Below are 15,037 nucleotides of genomic sequence, written 5' to 3' on the forward strand. Positions count from 1 at the left end.
GCTGTCCGATGGCCGAGACCCATGTCCTGTTCGTCGAGGACGACGACGTCATCCGTGAGGCGACCCAGCTCGCGCTGGAGCGCGACGGCTTCGCCGTCACCGCGATGCCGGACGGGCTGCGCGGCCTGGAGGCGTTCCGCGCGAACCGCCCCGACATCGCGCTGCTGGACGTGATGGTGCCCGGCCTGGACGGGGTCAGCCTCTGCCGGCGCATCCGGGACGAGTCGACGGTTCCGGTGATCATGCTGTCGGCGCGGGCCGACTCGATCGACGTGGTGCTCGGCCTGGAGGCCGGCGCCGACGACTACGTCACCAAGCCGTTCGACGGGGCGGTCCTGGTCGCCCGGATCCGGGCGGTGCTGCGCCGCTTCGGCCACGCCACGGGCGGGCGCTCCGGCGGCGGGGAGCCGGAGCCTGCGGACACCGGCGGAGTGCTGGCCTTCGGGGAGCTGGAGGTGGACACCGAGGGCATGGAGGTCCGCAGGGCGGGCGAGCCGGTGGCGCTGACGCCGACCGAGATGCGGCTGCTGCTGGAGTTCTCCGCGGCGCCCGGCACCGTGCTCTCGCGCGACCGGCTGCTGGAGCGGGTCTGGGACTACGGCTGGGGCGGGGACACCCGGGTCGTGGACGTCCATGTGCAGCGGCTGCGCACCAAGATCGGCCAGGACCGGATCGAGACGGTCCGCGGCTTCGGCTACAAGCTCAGGGCATGAGGCGGCCGGCGCTGCGGACGGGGGTCCGCTGGAAGATCAGCGCGGCGATCGCGGCGGTCGGCGCGCTGATCGCGGTGGCGCTGAGCCTGGTCGTGCACAACGCGGCCCGGGTCTCGATGCTGGAGAACGCGCGGGAGGTCCAGCTGGAGCGGCTGACCTATGCCCAGCTGCTCTACGAGGCGAAGAAGACCAAGAAGGCCGATCCCCGTTTCGGGGCCAAGCTCAACGATCCGACGATGCCCCGGAGCCTGCGCCAGGAGACCCGGCGCAACCGGCGGGCCACGCACGTCGACGACGCGGGCGGGGTGCCCGACGTCTGGGCGGCCGTGCCGGTGGGCAACGGGGACGTGCTGTCGCTGCACACCCGCTTCGCCGACCGCTCCGCCACGATCATGGGGGATCTGGACCGGGCGCTGATCATCGGTTCGGTCTCCGTGGTCCTCGGCGGTTCCGCGCTGGGCGTGCTGATCGGCGGGCAGCTCTCGCGCCGGCTGCGCAAGGCGGCCGCGGCGGCCGGGAAGGTCGCCCAGGGAAACACCGAGGTCCGGGTCAGGGACGCCGTCGGCGGGGTCGTACGGGACGAGACCGATGAGCTGGCCGGTGCGGTGGACGCGCTCACCGACGCGCTGAACGAGCGGATCGAGGCCGAGCGCCGGGTGACCGCGGACATCGCGCACGAGCTGCGCACCCCGGTGACCGGGCTGCTGACCGCGGCCGAGCTGCTGCCCCCGGGCCGCCCCACGGAGCTGGTACGGGACCGGGCGCAGGCGATGCGGACGCTGGTGGAGGACGTGCTGGAGGTGGCCCGGCTGGACAGCGCGTCGGAGCGGGCCGAGCTCCAGGAGATCGCGCTGGGCGAGTTCGTCGGCCGGCGGGTGGCGCTGCTCGACCCCGAGGTGCGGGTGCGGGTGGTCCACGAGTCGTGGGTGAACACCGATCCGCGCCGGCTGGAGCGGATCCTGGGCAATCTGCTGGGCAACGCCGCCAAGCACGGCGGGACGCCGGTCGAGGTCACGGTCGAGGGCCGGGTGGTGCGGATCCGCGACCACGGTCCGGGGTTCCCCTCGGCGCTGCTGCGGGAGGGGCCGAGCCGGTTCCGTACCGGATCGAGCGACCGGTCGGGGAAGGGCCACGGGCTCGGGCTGACCATCGCGGCCGGGCAGGCCCGCGTGCTCGGCGCCCGGCTGACGTTCCGGAACGCGGCGCCCGAGGGGGCGGCCGAGGGCACCGGCGGGGCGGTCGCCGTGCTGTGGCTGCCGGAGCACGCGCCGACCGACACCGGGAGCTATCCGATGCTCCAGTTCGCCGACCAGCGCGCGCCCCAGCCGCGCGCACCGGAACCGGACGGCACCGAGGCCGCGGGTTCCGGTGCGCGCCGCCGGGGCAAGAAGCCCTAGAGCGCTTCGGCCGCCGGGGCCGGGGTCTTCTCGGGGCCGGCGCCGCGCAGCGGCACCTCCTTGACGAAGACCGCCGCCACCAGGGCGAGCAGTCCGACGGACGCGCCGACCAGGAAGGCGATGTGGGTGCCGGAGGCGACCGCGTACTCGTAGGCCTCGCGCACCGGGGCGGGCAGCTTGGCCAGGCTCGCGGCGTCGAGCTGGGCGGAGTGGGCGGTGGCCGCGCCGCCGCCGCGCGCCGTCATCTCGTCCTGGACGCGGCCGGTGAAGAGCGCGCCCATGATGGCGACGCCGAAGGAGCTGCCGAGCGTACGGAACAGGGTGGTGGCCGAGGAGGCGACGCCCATGTCCTTCAGCTCGACGCTGTTCTGCGCCACGAGCATGGTGATCTGCATGAGGAAGCCCATGCCGGCGCCGAGCACCGCCATGTAGAGGCCCGAGGTGACGCGGGTGGTGCCGGTGTCCATCTGCGCGAGCAGGAAGAGGCCGGCGACCATGAGGATCGAGCCCAGGATCGGGAAGATCTTGTACCGGCCGCTGCTGGTGGTGACCCGCCCGGCGATCAGCGAGACGATCATCATGGCGAGCAGCATCGGCAGGAGCAGCAGTCCGGAGTTGGTCGCGGAGGCGCCCTGGACGGACTGCTGGAACAGCGGCAGGAAGAGGACCGCGCCGAACATCACGAAGCCCGCCATGAAGCCGACCACGGACATCAGGGTGAAGTTGGCGTTGCGGAAGATGTGCAGCGGAATGATCGGCTCGGCGGCCTTCGTCTCGACGAAGAGGAAGCCGGCCAGCGCGGCGACGCCGATCGCGATGAGTTCCATGATCACGGCGGAGTTCCAGTCGTACTCCGTACCGCCCCAGGTGGTCACGAGCACGATCGCGGTGATGCCGACGGTCAGGAGCGCGGCGCCGAGGTAGTCGACCTTGGGGCGGACGCGCTCGCGGGCGGGCAGGTGCAGCACGACGGTGATCATGGCGAGGGCCACGGCGCCCAGCGGCAGGTTGATGTAGAAGCTCCAGCGCCAGCCGAGGTGGTCGGTGAGGGTGCCGCCGACCAGCGGCCCGCCGATCATGGCGATCGCCATCACGCCGGCCATCATGCCCTGGTACTTGCCGCGCTCGCGGGGCGGCACCAGATCGCCGATGATCGCCATCACGCCGACCATCAGACCGCCCGCACCCAGCCCCTGGACGGCGCGGAAGCCGATCAGCTGGCCCATGTCCTGGGCCATGCCGCTGAGGACCGAGCCGATCAGGAAGATCACGATGGACGTGAGGAACATGCCCTTGCGGCCGTACATGTCGCCGAGCTTGCCCCAGATCGGGGTGGAGGCCGCGGTCGCCAGGGTGTAGGCCGTGACCACCCAGGACAGATGTTCCAGTCCGCCGAGATCGCCCACGATCGTCGGCATCGCGGTGCCGACGATCAGGTTGTCCAGCATGGCCAGCAGCATGGTGATCATCAGGGCGAGGATCACCACCCGGACGCTGCGCTGCTTCGGCTCGGGACTCCCCGTCGCGGCGGGCGGCGCATCCGCCCTGCCGTCCGTCGCCTTCACCAGGTCCGCCATGGTTCCCACTCCCCGATTCCCCTGTTAGCCGGGCACTTACTTGCCGCCCGGCTAGTTGACTACACTAGGGGAAAGTAGACCCGTAACTAGCCGGGCGTCAAGTAAGTTTTTGGGAGAGCACCATGAGCAGCACGCCGCAGCAGCGCAGGGGCAACACGCGCCAGCGCATCCAGGACGTCGCTCTGGATCTCTTCGCCGAGCAGGGGTACGAGAAGACCTCCCTGCGCGAGATCTCCGAAAAGCTCGACGTTACGAAGGCGGCGCTCTACTACCACTTCAAGACGAAGGAAGACATCCTCGTCAGCATCTTCGACGATCTGAACCAGCCGATCGAGGAGCTGATCGCCTGGGGCAAGGAACAGCCGCGCACACTGGAGACCAAGAAGGAGATCCTGCTCCGCTACAGCGAGGCCATGGCCGGGGCCTCCGCGCTCTTCCGTTTCATGCAGGAGAACCAGGCGACGGTGCGCGATCTGAGCATCGGGGAGACGATCAAGCACCGGGTGATCGGGCTGGTCGACCTGATCAAGGACCCCGACGCCCCCCTCACCGACCAGGTGCGGTGCTTCACCGCCCTCTTCACGATGCACGCCGGGATGTTCGCGCTGCGGGACGCCGAAGGCGACCCCGAGGAGAAGCGCAAGGCCGTCCTGGAGGTCGCCGTCGAACTGGTCACCCGGGCCCATGACCCGGGCGCCGCCCACTGAGGGGCGGCGCGTCACGGTCCGGTCAGACCGAGATGCCGTGGCGGTGCAGGTAGTCGACCGGGTTCACCGCGGAACCGTAGTTCGGGGTGGTCCGGATCTCGAAGTGCAGGTGCGGGCCGCTGGAGTTCCCGGTGTTGCCGGACAGGGCGATCTTCTCGCCCTTCTTCACGTGCTGGCCGATGTGCACATCGATCTTCGACAGGTGCGCGTACTGGGAGTACGTGCCGTTGCCGTGCTTGATGACGATGGCGTTGCCGTACGCGGGGCCGTCGCCGCCGCCGTTCGGGCCGGCCTTCACGACGGTGCCGTTGTGCGCGGCGGCGACCTTGGTGCCGATCGGCACGGCGAAGTCCTGGCCGGAGTGCTTGTGCGCCCAGCGGCTGCCGTCGTTGCCGAAGCTCGCGCTCAGCTGGTAGTGGCTGACCGGGGTCTTCCACGGCAGCTTCGAGGCCCGCTTCGCGGCGGCCTTCTTGGCGGCGGCCTTCTTCTTGGCGTCCTTGGCCTTCTTCTCGGCCTTCTTCTCGGCCTTCTTCTCGGCGGCGTGCTGAGCGGCCTTGCCCTGGGCGGCGGCCTGCTGCGCGATCGAGTCGGCGGTCGTGGTGCTCACCAGGCTCGTGGCGCCGGCGGTTCCCGCCGGGGCGGCCGCGATCGCAGCGCCCGCACCGAGAACCATCGACGTCCCGAGGCCGGCTGCCACCACGGCGCCGCGGACACGGGGGGCGGACAGGCGGCGGGACTGGAACGTGACGCGCTTCGACATAAGCGGAAAACCTCCGGGTATGACTGGACCCGGCGTTCTGCCGGGCTTGCCCCACCTTGGTAACCCGCCCCCGGGGGTCGGCTCAAACCCCCCTCCTACGAGGGGAAGCCGTAGCCGGGGCCCCGGGAATTCGCTTCGACGCCTCCCGGAACAATCACGGAAGAGGCCGCCGAAAGTCTGTGTGAGAAGAGGTTTAACCCCTGTTCCGAACCGCCCTTAACGGACAGAACGCTGCTATCGCGGCACATGCCGCCAAACACCCGAAGGCACCCTCCGGGAGGGGGTCGAAGGTCCCTTCCGACCTCCACCCCCCAGCTCCTAAGGCGCCTAGTAGGCCCCTGAAGGGCTGTGCGCCTTGTCACCGGCGGTGGGACCGACGCCCGTCCGTTTCAGGACCTTCGGCCCAGGGTATGCAACGCCGCCGGAGCACCCCTACACCGCCGGCAGGCCCGTGACCTTCTTGGCGTGCAGCGCCACGAGCTGCTTGCCGCCCGAGGCCAGGTACCAGCGGTCGAGGTCGCCGCTGCCGTCGTTGTACGTCCAGCGCAGCTTCCCGCTCCCCGCGTCGAAGGCGTGGATGCCGCCGTTCTTGTCGAACTCGGTCGCCCCGTAGAGCACGTCGCCGACCTTGGCGTACTGCCAGGGGGCGGCCACGTCCAGGCTTCCCTTGTCGTGCCAGTGCCGCTTGCCCGTCGCCGGGTCCGCCGCCCAGAGCCCATGCACGCTGTCGGAGACGTAGAGCACCCCGTCGAGGACCGCCGGGTCGTTGAACCGGCTGTACTTCTCCGTCGCGAAGGACCACTTCTCGGTGCCGTCGGCTAGGTCGAAGGCGCGGATCCGCTCGCCGTTGGCCAGGATCGCCAGCCCCTCGTGGAGCACGAAGGCCCGGTTGCTGGAGCGGCCGATCTTCTTCGTCCAGACCTGCTTGCCCGTCGCGGTGTCGCGCACCGTGAGGTTCTCGCGGAAGTCCGTGTAGACCAGGCGGTTGCCCGCCACCCGCGCGGTGATGCCGTTCGCCTCGGTGCCGTGGTCGCGCTGCTCGCGCCAGACGACCTTGCCCGAGCCGGTGTCGATCGCGGCGATCACGTTGTCCGGCGTCCGGAAGTCCTTGTCCAGGATTCCCGCGACGACATAGACGTGGCCGGCGTCCGCGGCGATGACCTTGGGCTGCGCGTACTCCTTGTCGCCCAGCCGGCTGCGCCAGACGTCCTTGCCGGTCTTCGGGTCCAGCCCGATGATGTTGCCGTCGTACCGGGCGCTGGCCAGATAGAGCGTGCCGTCGCCCACGAGCATGGAGGCGCCGGGGGTGGTGACCTCCGCGCGCGACCACAGCTCCTTGCCGGTGGCCAGGTCGCGGGCGACCAGCGGATCGCCCGAGACGAGCACCACGTCGTCCACCACGGCGACCGCCGAGATCCAGGCCAGCCCGTCGTAGGTGGTGGACTGCTGCCAGGTCGGCGAGGGCTTGGAGCCGGGCGCGGGGGTGGCCGCCCCCTCCCCCGGCTTCTCCGTACCGCCGCCGATGGCCTCCTCCTCCGGCCCGCAGGCCGCCGCACCGCCTCCCAGAAGCACCAGACCGGCTCCCGCCAGCTTCATCAGCTGCCTGCGTGACACATCGCGTCTGCGCATGATCTGCTCCGTCCCCCTCGCTTTTCCTCGGTCGTCCGGACCGGGCGTCCGGATCCGGGAGCAGATTAACCAGCGAATTTCCGCTCCCGACCGGGGGGAACGTGACCGGGACATCTCTGTGACGCCGCCGTCACTTGGTGCGCAACAGCAAAGAGGCGGCCCCGAACCGGTATGCACCGGTACGGGGCCGCCTCGTGCGACGCGTCAGCTCCGGGGAGCCGTCACGCCTCCTTCGTCAGATTCGGGCCGGCGCCGCCTGCCGCCTGCTCGATCGGCGGGACGTCGGGCAGGGCCGACTTCTCCTCGCCGCGGAAGGTGAACTTCTGCTCGTCGCCCTCGCCCTCGCTGCCGACGACCACGATGTGGCCGGGGCGCAGCTCGCCGAAGAGGATCTTCTCCGAGAGGACGTCCTCGATCTCGCGCTGGATCGTCCGGCGCAGCGGCCGGGCGCCCATCACGGGGTCGTAGCCCTTCTTGGCGAGCAGCTTCTTGGCGTCCGCGCTGAGCTCGATGCCCATGTCGCGGTCCTTCAGCCGCTCGTCCACCTTCGCGATCATCAGGTCGACGATCTCGATGATGTCTTCCTGGCTGAGCTGGTGGAAGACGACGGTGTCGTCGACACGGTTGAGGAACTCGGGCCGGAAGTGCTGCTTGAGCTCTTCGTTGACCTTGACCTTCATCCGCTCGTAGTTCGTCTTGACGTCGCCCTGGGCCGCGAAGCCCAGGTTGAAGCCCTTGGAGATGTCCCGGGTCCCGAGGTTGGTCGTCATGATGATGACCGTGTTCTTGAAGTCCACGACCCGGCCCTGGGAGTCGGTCAGGCGACCGTCCTCCAGGATCTGGAGCAGGGAGTTGAAGATGTCGGGGTGGGCCTTCTCGACCTCGTCGAACAGGACGACGGAGAACGGCTTGCGGCGGACCTTCTCGGTGAGCTGGCCGCCCTCCTCGTACCCCACGTAGCCGGGGGGCGAACCGAAGAGACGCGAGACCGTGTGCTTCTCGCTGAACTCCGACATGTCGAGGGAGATCAGCGCGTCCTCGTCACCGAAGAGGAACTCGGCGAGCGTCTTGGACAGCTCGGTCTTACCGACACCGGACGGACCGGCGAAGATGAACGAGCCACCGGGGCGCTTCGGGTCCTTCAGACCGGCCCGCGTACGGCGGATCGCCTGCGAGAGGGCCTTGATGGCGTCCTTCTGCCCGATGACGCGCTTGTGCAGCTCGTCCTCCATGCGCAGCAGACGGGAGGACTCCTCCTCCGTCAGCTTGAAGACCGGGATGCCGGTGGCGGTGGCGAGGACCTCGGCGATGAGCTCGCCGTCGACCTCGGCCACGACGTCCATGTCGCCGGCCTTCCACTCCTTCTCGCGCTTGGCCTTCGCCGCCAGCAGCTGCTTCTCCTTGTCGCGGAGGGAAGCCGCCTTCTCGAAGTCCTGGGAGTCGATGGCCGACTCCTTGTCGCGGCGCACGCCCGCGATCTTCTCGTCGAACTCGCGGAGGTCCGGCGGCGCGGTCATCCGGCGGATGCGCATCCGGGAACCGGCCTCGTCGATCAGGTCGATCGCCTTGTCCGGCAGGAAGCGGTCCGAGATGTAGCGGTCGGCCAGCGTCGCGGCCTGGACCAGCGCCTCGTCCGTGATGGAGACGCGGTGGTGGGCCTCGTAGCGGTCGCGCAGACCCTTGAGGATCTCGATGGTGTGCGGCAGCGACGGCTCCGCGACCTGGATGGGCTGGAAGCGGCGCTCCAGCGCGGCGTCCTTCTCCAGGTGCTTGCGGTACTCGTCGAGCGTGGTGGCGCCGATGGTCTGCAGCTCACCGCGGGCCAGCATCGGCTTGAGGATGCTGGCGGCGTCGATCGCGCCCTCGGCGGCGCCCGCACCCACCAGGGTGTGGAGCTCGTCGATGAACAGGATGATGTCGCCGCGGGTGCGGATCTCCTTGAGGACCTTCTTCAGGCGCTCCTCGAAGTCACCGCGGTAGCGGGAGCCGGCGACCAGGGCACCGAGGTCGAGGGTGTAGAGGTGCTTGTCCTTGAGGGTCTCGGGCACCTCGCCCTTGACGATGGCCTGGGCCAGGCCCTCGACGACCGCCGTCTTGCCGACGCCGGGCTCGCCGATGAGGACCGGGTTGTTCTTGGTGCGGCGGGACAGCACCTGCATGACCCGCTCGATCTCCTTCTCGCGCCCGATGACCGGGTCGAGCTTGGACTCACGAGCGGCCTGGGTGAGGTTCCGGCCGAACTGGTCGAGCACCAGCGACGTGGAGGGGGTGCCCTCCGCGGGACCACCGGCGGTGGCCGCCTCCTTGCCGCCCGAGTATCCGGACAGCAGCTGGATGACCTGCTGGCGGACCCGGTTCAGGTCGGCGCCCAGCTTCACGAGGACCTGGGCGGCGACGCCCTCGCCCTCGCGGATCAGGCCCAGCAGGATGTGCTCGGTGCCGATGTAGTTGTGGCCGAGCTGAAGGGCCTCGCGGAGCGACAGCTCCAGGACCTTCTTGGCTCGGGGGGTGAAGGGGATGTGCCCGGACGGGGCCTGCTGGCCCTGGCCGATGATCTCCTCCACCTGCTGACGGACCGCCTCGAGCGAAATCCCGAGGCTCTCCAGTGCCTTAGCGGCGACACCCTCACCCTCGTGGATCAGGCCCAGGAGGATGTGCTCGGTGCCGATGTAGTTGTGGTTGAGCATCCGGGCTTCTTCCTGAGCCAGGACGACAACCCGCCGCGCGCGGTCGGTGAACCTCTCGAACATCGTTAATCGCTCCTCAGAGCGGTCAGGCAGTAAGGGGTCGGTCCCCTCCCTGTCCTTCCGCAGCTTAGTCCCGCAAGCGGGGACCGCTCATTCCAACTGCCGACACCCGGCCCTGCTTCCCGGGGGGATCGCCCGCCCCGAACGCCGACAACTCCTCCAACCCGATGGTGCGAGACGATGTTCCCGCAGGCCAGGCGGATACCCCTCTCGCCAGTACGCCGATGGCGAACGTGAGACGTTCCGTGGCTTGCGTGTCGCCCCTCCCCACTGGGGATGTCCTACCCGCAATTACAGACAGTCCATGCGGCGTACGCGGGTTCCCTCCGCTACGGGCGAACATCTTCGTACTCCCGAATGCGCCCGTACGCCCCCAACCCGGACACCCTATGCGGTCGGGTGAGGACTCTGCGTAACCCCCGGCGCGGATCGGCCGTTCTTCCGGCATGGCCCTCCCCGTCCCCCCGCCCCGTACCGCGTCCCCCGTACCGCGCGACCGTCGTGCCGACGCGGTGTCAGGGGGCCCATGGGCCCGGTGGTACGAGAGCGAGCTCGGCTGGCCGACGGCCGGCTCCGCGCCGGTGCGGCTGCTCACGGGGGTGCGTTTCGACGCGCTCGTCGTCCCCGCCGCCGTCGGCCGTGCGGCGCTGCGGCGGGTGGGCCGGACCGGTCCGGTGGCGGTCGCGGGCCGGCGGATGAGCGTGCTGGTCGCTCCCGGGAGCGCCGACGAGCTGCCGGGGCTGCTGGACTGGCTGGAGTGGGGCGGCGTCTCCCTCGCCCTGACCGCGCTGGGCGCGGGCGGACGGATCACCGCGCCGAGGCCGCCCGGCCTGGCGGCTGCGCCGGGGGCCGCCGTGTGGCTGCGGCCCCCCTGTGCCTCGCGCGAGCGGGGAGACGAGCCGGTGTTTCCGGCCTTCTCCGGCCTCGGGAGCAGGGGTGGGGGTGCTCCCGATCTCGTCCGGCTCGTGGACGCCCTGGCGACGGAATGCCACCGCGCCCGGCTGACGCGCGCCCGGACGGGATTGCACTCCGACGAAACGGCCGGTCAGCTGTTGGCTTCCTCGTAGGCCTGGCGGATGTCCGCGGGAACACGGCCGCGGTCATTCACGTTGTGGCCGTTCTCGCGCGCCCACTTGCGGATCTCGGCGGTGTCCTTGTTGCCGCCGGAGACCGCGCGGCCCTTGCCGCGGCCGGACGTCGCGCGGCCACCGGTGCGCCGGCCGTTCTTGGCGTACGGCTCGAGAAGGGAGCGCAGCTTGTCCGCGTTGCTGGTGGTGAGGTCAATCTCGTACGTCTTGCCGTCGAGAGCGAACGTCACGGTCTCGTCCGCCTCGCCGCCGTCGAGGTCGTCAACAAGAAGGACCTGAACCTTCTGTGCCACCGGATTTCCTTTCATCGAAAATGGAGTACGCGGAAAGGAAACCGCTTTTCCCCGGAAAACACAAACCCCCGGGAGAGGTTCAGGAGCGCAAGAGGACGGGAAACGTGCGCGATTCGGACATAGGGTCCGGGCCACTTCCGGCGGTCACAGGTGCAGAAGCATCCGACTGTTGCCCAAGGTGTTCGGCTTCACGCGTTCGAGCCCCAGGAACTCCGCGACTCCCTCGTCATAGGAACGCAGCAGCTCGCTGTAGACATCTCCGTCGACCGGAGTCTCTCCGATCTCGACGAAGCCGTGCTTGGCGAAGAAGTCGACTTCGAAGGTGAGGCAGAAAACCCTCCGCACCCCGAGCCAGCGGGCGGTCCGCAACAACTTGTCCAGCACCTGATGCCCCACTCCGGCGCCCCGGATGCTGTGGTCGACCGCGAGAGTACGGACTTCGGCGAGGTCTTCCCACATGACGTGGAGTGCGCCGCAGCCGACGACACGGGCGTCCTCGTCGCGTTCGGCGATCCAGAACTCCTGGATGTCCTCGTAAAGGGTGACGGTCGCTTTGTCGAGCAGGATGCCTTCTCGCACGTAGCCGTCGAGGAGACGCCGGACCGCGCCCACATCGCTCGTCCGTGCGCGACGGACGGTGATGGCCACGTTTATAACCGACGGTTCGGTATGGGAATCGGTTTGCGGAAGCTCTGAGGACATACCCAGACGCTATCGCCCGGCGTCCGGCTCCGCGCCATCGGCCGCTTCGCCGCCTTCGGCGGCCGTGTCCCGACCGGTCCGGACGCCGTCCTCGGGAAGTGTGGGCAGAACGATCCGCATGGCGTCCCGCAGGGCCTCGCGCTGCTCTGCCGACATCATCCCGAAGAACGCGACCAGGGCGGCGGCGGGGTTGTCACTGCGCGACCAGGCTTCGTTCATCAGTGCGGCCGAGTAGGCGGCCCGGGTCGAGACGGCCGTATATCGATAAGCGCGCCCGTCCACTTCCCGGCGCACCCAGCCCTTCTGATGGAGATTGTCCATAACCGTCATGACGGTCGTGTATGCGATGGACCGCTCCTGCTGAAGGTCTTCGAGCACTTCTCGAACCGTGACCGGCCGGTTCCATTCCCAGACCCGTGTCATCACGGCGTCTTCCAGCTCTCCCAATTGACGGGGCACGACGCCACCTTAGTGTCGGATGTCCGAAATGCACTGGTATTTACACAGCAAAAGGGCGTACGACTCTCAGGAGCCGTACGCCCTTCGTCCGTGCGGTGTGCCCGGGAGCGGGTCCGGGAAGGTCAGACCCCGTCGGCGCCCGGCGTCTGGCGGGCCGCCTCCGCGCGGCCGATCGCGGCGTCCACGGCCGCGTCCTCCTTGGCCTTGTTCGGCCCGCCCTGGCTCTTGACGATCGTCACGACCAGGCCGATGAAGAAGGCGGCCATCACCACGGGCGGCACAAGCGCGGATACGTAGTCCATGCGTCCAGAGTAGCGAGCCGGGTCCGGGAGCCCGCGCCTACCCCGCGGCGCGCTGCGAGGGCGGCGGCGACGGGCGGCGGCGGGGCGGGAAGACCTCGGAGGGCTTGGGCGCCGGACGTCCGGAGGGGTTCGCGGGGCGGGCGGGCGGCGTGGGGACGGGCTCCGGTTTCGGGGACTCCGCCGCACGGCCGCCCGGCAGGGCGAGCAGCCGGCCGCGGGGCGCCGGGGCCTTCATGGGGGCGGCGCGTCCGGCCAGCCGGGCCCGTACCGAGCGCTCCGCCAGGATCTGGCAGCGCTCCAGCAGCGCCGCGGCCACCGGGGCGCCGCGCAGGGCGCGCAGGGCGGCCAGATCCTCGGGGCGCGGGTCGTATCCGGCGGCCAGGGCGTCCTGGAGCAGCTCCAGATACCCGCTGAGCGAACCGGGGAGCGCGTCGCGGTAGCGGGCGAGGTCCGCGAGGAGGAAGGCGCGGAGCCGTCCGGCCTCGGCGGCGGCCTCGTCGACGGAGCCCGCGAGGCGCAGGCAGTCCTGGACGTCCTCGTCGGGCAGGGGCGCGGGGTGCAGGGCGACGGCGAGGGCACGGCGGAGCACGCGCAGTTCGTCCGCGCTGAACGCCATACCGCCGCGTGATCCGTAGGGCGTGGGCATAACGCGACAATACGTGCTAAAGGGACAAAATCCGCTTAGCTGGTCGTCGGTGGCGCGGCGACTCCGAGGGAGAAGGGGAGCCGCCGCACGAAGGAAGCGCTGATCCGGGCGCCGCCTACAGCCGCGCCACGTTCCGCTCGTACACCAGGCGCAGCCCGATGAGCGTCAGCCATGGCTCGTGCTCGTCGATCACGGAGGACTCGCCCAACACCATCGGCGCAAGGCCGCCCGTCGCGATGACCGTGACGTCGTCCGGGTCGGCCGCCAGCTCCCGCTTCATCCGGCTCACGACCCCGTCGACCTGGCCGGCGAAACCGTAGATGATGCCCGACTGCATGGCCTCGACGGTGTTCTTGCCGATCACGCTGCGCGGCCGGGCCAGCTCGATCTTGCGCAATTGCGCGCCCCGCACGCCCAGCGCCTCGACGGAGATCTCGATGCCGGGGGCGATGACGCCGCCGGTGTACTCGCCCCGGGCGGAGACCGCGTCGAAGGTGGTGGCCGTACCGAAGTCGACGACGATCGCCGGACCGCCGTACAGCTCGGCCGCCGCCGCCGCGTTGATGATGCGGTCGGTGCCGACCTCCTTCGGGTTGTCCATCAGGATCGGCACCCCGGTCTTGATGCCCGGCTCGACGAGCACGGCGGGGACGTCGCCGTAGTAGCGGCGGGTCACCTCGCGCAGCTCGTGCAGGACGGCCGGGACCGTGGAGCAGATCGCGATGCCCTCGATGCCGTCGCCCAGCTCCATGCCGAGCAGCGGGTGCATGCCCATCAGGCCCTGGAGCAGCACGGCCAGCTCGTCGGCGGTGCGGCGGGAGTCGGTGGAGATGCGCCAGTGCTCGACGATCTCCTCGCCGTCGAAGAGGCCGAGGACGGTGTGGGTGTTGCCGACGTCGATGGTGAGCAGCATCAGACGCCGTCCCCGTCGGTGTCGCGGAAGTCCAGGCCGATGTCGAGGATCGGCGAGGAGTGGGTCAGCGCGCCCACGGCCAGGTAGTCGACCCCGGCCTCCGCGTAGGCGCGGGCGGAGTCCAGAGAGAGCCGGCCCGAGGACTCCAGGACGGCCCGGCCGCCGACGAGCGCGACGGCCTCGGCGGTCCGCTCCGGGGTGAAGTTGTCCAGCAGGATCAGGTCGGCGCCCGCCTCCAGCACCTCGGCGACCTGCTCCATCGTGTCGACCTCGACCTCGATGGGCACGTCCGGGAACTCGCCCCGGACCCGCTTGAACGCCTCGGCGACCCCGCCGGCCGCGATCACGTGGTTGTCCTTGACCAGCGCGGCGTCCGACAGCGACATCCGGTGGTTGACGCCGCCGCCGCACCGCACCGCGTACTTCTCCAGCGCGCGCAGCCCCGGCGTCGTCTTGCGGGTGTCGCGGACCTGGGCCTTCGTGCCCTCCAGCACATCGGCCCAGGCGCGGGTGGCCGTCGCGATGCCGGAGAGCCGGCACAGCAGGTTGAGCGCGCCGCGCTCGCCGGTCAGCAGGTCGCGGGTGCGGGTGGTGACGGTCAGCAGCTTCTGGCCGGGGACGACGCGGTCGCCGTCCTCGACGTGCCGCTCGACCTCGAAGGCGTCGGTGCAGACGATCGACAGCACCGCCTCGGCCACCCGCAGTCCGGCCACCACGCCCGCCTCGCGGGCCGTGAAGTCCCCGGTCGCCACGGCGTCCTCGGGGACGGTGGCCACGGTCGTGACGTCCACCCCGCCGTCCAGGTCCTCCTCGATGGCGACGTGCGCGATGTCCTCGACGGTGACCGGGTCGAGGCCCGCCTCGGCCAGCAGCCGGGCCAGCGCGGGGTCGAGCCCGCACTCCAGGGCGTCCGGCTCGTACCCGTCCTCCCCGCCGCAGCCGCAGGCGTCCCCGCAGCCGCCCGCGTCGGGGGCGGGCGCGCCGACCCGGATCAGCGGTACGTCCACGGGCGTGGGGCGCGGATTCTCTTCGGGCGTGCTCACGGTTACGGCTCCTCGGGAGTGGGGTGGGTGGTGCTCGTTGCTGCGCGGTCCGCTGCCCCGG

15 protein-coding genes are annotated in these 15,037 nt (G+C 70.3%); 4 read left to right on the plus strand and 11 right to left on the minus strand.

Annotation, left to right across the window (positions count from 1 at the left end; all coding sequences use genetic code 11):
• Positions 1-8: 8 nt before the first annotated feature.
• Together cseB and cseC are read left to right on the plus strand one after the other, a co-directional pair.
• On the plus strand, positions 9-713 hold the full coding sequence (cseB, locus tag ACWCXC_RS26090; RefSeq protein ID WP_450683634.1) for a two-component system response regulator CseB: 705 nt from the start codon (positions 9-11) through the stop codon (positions 711-713).
• Positions 710-2,110, plus strand: coding sequence for a two-component system sensor histidine kinase CseC (gene cseC, locus ACWCXC_RS26095; protein WP_450683635.1), 1,401 nt, complete (start codon positions 710-712; stop codon positions 2,108-2,110). The genes cseB and cseC overlap by 4 nt, the downstream gene beginning before the upstream one ends.
• Here cseC and ACWCXC_RS26100 read toward each other — a convergent pair.
• Positions 2,107-3,687: an MDR family MFS transporter gene (locus ACWCXC_RS26100; protein WP_450683636.1), complete on the minus strand. Its 1,581-nt coding sequence runs from the start codon at positions 3,685-3,687 to the stop codon at positions 2,107-2,109. The two genes, cseC and ACWCXC_RS26100, sit on opposite strands and share 4 nt — an antisense overlap.
• Positions 3,688-3,809: 122 nt before the next feature.
• Here ACWCXC_RS26100 and ACWCXC_RS26105 point away from each other — a divergent pair, with 122 nt between their 5' ends.
• Complete coding sequence (locus ACWCXC_RS26105) at positions 3,810-4,394, plus strand: TetR/AcrR family transcriptional regulator (RefSeq protein WP_450683637.1); 585 nt, start codon at positions 3,810-3,812, stop codon at positions 4,392-4,394.
• 22 nt (positions 4,395-4,416) lie between these two features.
• Here the strand turns inward: ACWCXC_RS26105 and ACWCXC_RS26110 are convergent, their stop codons facing one another.
• From ACWCXC_RS26110 to ACWCXC_RS26120, 3 genes are all read right to left on the minus strand, one after another.
• On the minus strand, positions 4,417-5,154 hold the full coding sequence (locus ACWCXC_RS26110; protein ID WP_450890694.1) for a M23 family metallopeptidase: 738 nt from the start codon (positions 5,152-5,154) through the stop codon (positions 4,417-4,419).
• 432 nt (positions 5,155-5,586) lie between these two features.
• Entirely contained in the window at positions 5,587-6,783 is a 1,197-nt protein-coding gene (locus tag ACWCXC_RS26115) for an outer membrane protein assembly factor BamB family protein (RefSeq protein ID WP_450890695.1), read from the minus strand.
• A 221-nt stretch (positions 6,784-7,004) separates the two neighbouring features.
• Positions 7,005-9,533 carry an ATP-dependent Clp protease ATP-binding subunit gene (locus tag ACWCXC_RS26120; RefSeq protein ID WP_450683640.1) on the minus strand — a complete coding sequence of 843 codons (2,529 nt, stop codon included), beginning with the start codon at positions 9,531-9,533 and terminating at the stop codon, positions 7,005-7,007.
• A gap of 443 nt (positions 9,534-9,976) precedes the next feature.
• Here ACWCXC_RS26120 and ACWCXC_RS26125 point away from each other — a divergent pair, with 443 nt between their 5' ends.
• On the plus strand, positions 9,977-10,597 hold the full coding sequence (locus ACWCXC_RS26125; protein WP_450683641.1) for an SCO3374 family protein: 621 nt from the start codon (positions 9,977-9,979) through the stop codon (positions 10,595-10,597).
• On the opposite strand, the gene ACWCXC_RS26130 is transcribed toward ACWCXC_RS26125, so the two are convergent.
• From ACWCXC_RS26130 to nadC, 7 genes are all read right to left on the minus strand, one after another.
• Positions 10,576-10,911, minus strand: a complete 336-nt coding sequence (locus tag ACWCXC_RS26130) for a histone-like nucleoid-structuring protein Lsr2 (protein WP_450683642.1) — start codon at positions 10,909-10,911, stop codon at positions 10,576-10,578. The genes ACWCXC_RS26125 and ACWCXC_RS26130 overlap by 22 nt on opposite strands.
• Before the next feature lie 144 nt (positions 10,912-11,055).
• On the minus strand, positions 11,056-11,613 hold the full coding sequence (locus tag ACWCXC_RS26135; protein WP_450683643.1) for an amino-acid N-acetyltransferase: 558 nt from the start codon (positions 11,611-11,613) through the stop codon (positions 11,056-11,058).
• A gap of 9 nt (positions 11,614-11,622) precedes the next feature.
• A complete protein-coding gene (locus ACWCXC_RS26140) occupies positions 11,623-12,072 on the minus strand; it encodes a BlaI/MecI/CopY family transcriptional regulator (RefSeq protein ID WP_450683644.1) in 450 nt (149 codons plus the stop codon).
• Between the two features lie 122 nt (positions 12,073-12,194).
• Positions 12,195-12,374: a hypothetical protein gene (locus ACWCXC_RS26145; RefSeq protein WP_450683645.1), complete on the minus strand. Its 180-nt coding sequence runs from the start codon at positions 12,372-12,374 to the stop codon at positions 12,195-12,197.
• 37 nt (positions 12,375-12,411) lie between these two features.
• Positions 12,412-12,990, minus strand: a complete 579-nt coding sequence (locus ACWCXC_RS26150; protein WP_450683689.1) for a hypothetical protein — start codon at positions 12,988-12,990, stop codon at positions 12,412-12,414.
• Positions 12,991-13,135: 145 nt separating this feature from the next.
• Positions 13,136-13,933, minus strand: coding sequence for a type III pantothenate kinase (locus tag ACWCXC_RS26155; protein WP_383648725.1), 798 nt, complete (start codon positions 13,931-13,933; stop codon positions 13,136-13,138).
• Positions 13,933-14,976: a carboxylating nicotinate-nucleotide diphosphorylase gene (nadC, locus tag ACWCXC_RS26160; RefSeq protein WP_450683646.1), complete on the minus strand. Its 1,044-nt coding sequence runs from the start codon at positions 14,974-14,976 to the stop codon at positions 13,933-13,935. The genes ACWCXC_RS26155 and nadC overlap by 1 nt, the downstream gene beginning before the upstream one ends.
• Positions 14,977-15,037: the final 61 nt, after the last annotated feature.

The sequence above is a fragment of the Streptomyces sp. NPDC001515 genome, assembly GCF_053597115.1.

Excerpts from the sequence above, each read along its gene's own strand:
- ACWCXC_RS26120 (WP_450683640.1), bottom strand. The coding sequence starts at position 9,533 with ATGTTCGAGAGGTTCACCGACCGCGCGCGGCGGGTTGTCGTCCTGGCT.
- cseC (WP_450683635.1), top strand. The coding sequence starts at position 710 with ATGAGGCGGCCGGCGCTGCGGACGGGGGTCCGCTGGAAGATCAGCGCG.
- ACWCXC_RS26125 (WP_450683641.1), top strand. The coding sequence starts at position 9,977 with ATGGCCCTCCCCGTCCCCCCGCCCCGTACCGCGTCCCCCGTACCGCGC.
- ACWCXC_RS26145 (WP_450683645.1), bottom strand. The coding sequence starts at position 12,374 with ATGGACTACGTATCCGCGCTTGTGCCGCCCGTGGTGATGGCCGCCTTC.
- ACWCXC_RS26100 (WP_450683636.1), bottom strand. The coding sequence starts at position 3,687 with ATGGCGGACCTGGTGAAGGCGACGGACGGCAGGGCGGATGCGCCGCCC.
- ACWCXC_RS26105 (WP_450683637.1), top strand. The coding sequence starts at position 3,810 with ATGAGCAGCACGCCGCAGCAGCGCAGGGGCAACACGCGCCAGCGCATC.
- ACWCXC_RS26110 (WP_450890694.1), bottom strand. The coding sequence starts at position 5,154 with ATGTCGAAGCGCGTCACGTTCCAGTCCCGCCGCCTGTCCGCCCCCCGT.
- cseB (WP_450683634.1), top strand. The coding sequence starts at position 9 with ATGGCCGAGACCCATGTCCTGTTCGTCGAGGACGACGACGTCATCCGT.
- ACWCXC_RS26135 (WP_450683643.1), bottom strand. The coding sequence starts at position 11,613 with ATGTCCTCAGAGCTTCCGCAAACCGATTCCCATACCGAACCGTCGGTT.
- ACWCXC_RS26115 (WP_450890695.1), bottom strand. The coding sequence starts at position 6,783 with ATGCGCAGACGCGATGTGTCACGCAGGCAGCTGATGAAGCTGGCGGGA.
- ACWCXC_RS26150 (WP_450683689.1), bottom strand. The coding sequence starts at position 12,990 with ATGGCGTTCAGCGCGGACGAACTGCGCGTGCTCCGCCGTGCCCTCGCC.
- ACWCXC_RS26155 (WP_383648725.1), bottom strand. The coding sequence starts at position 13,933 with ATGCTGCTCACCATCGACGTCGGCAACACCCACACCGTCCTCGGCCTC.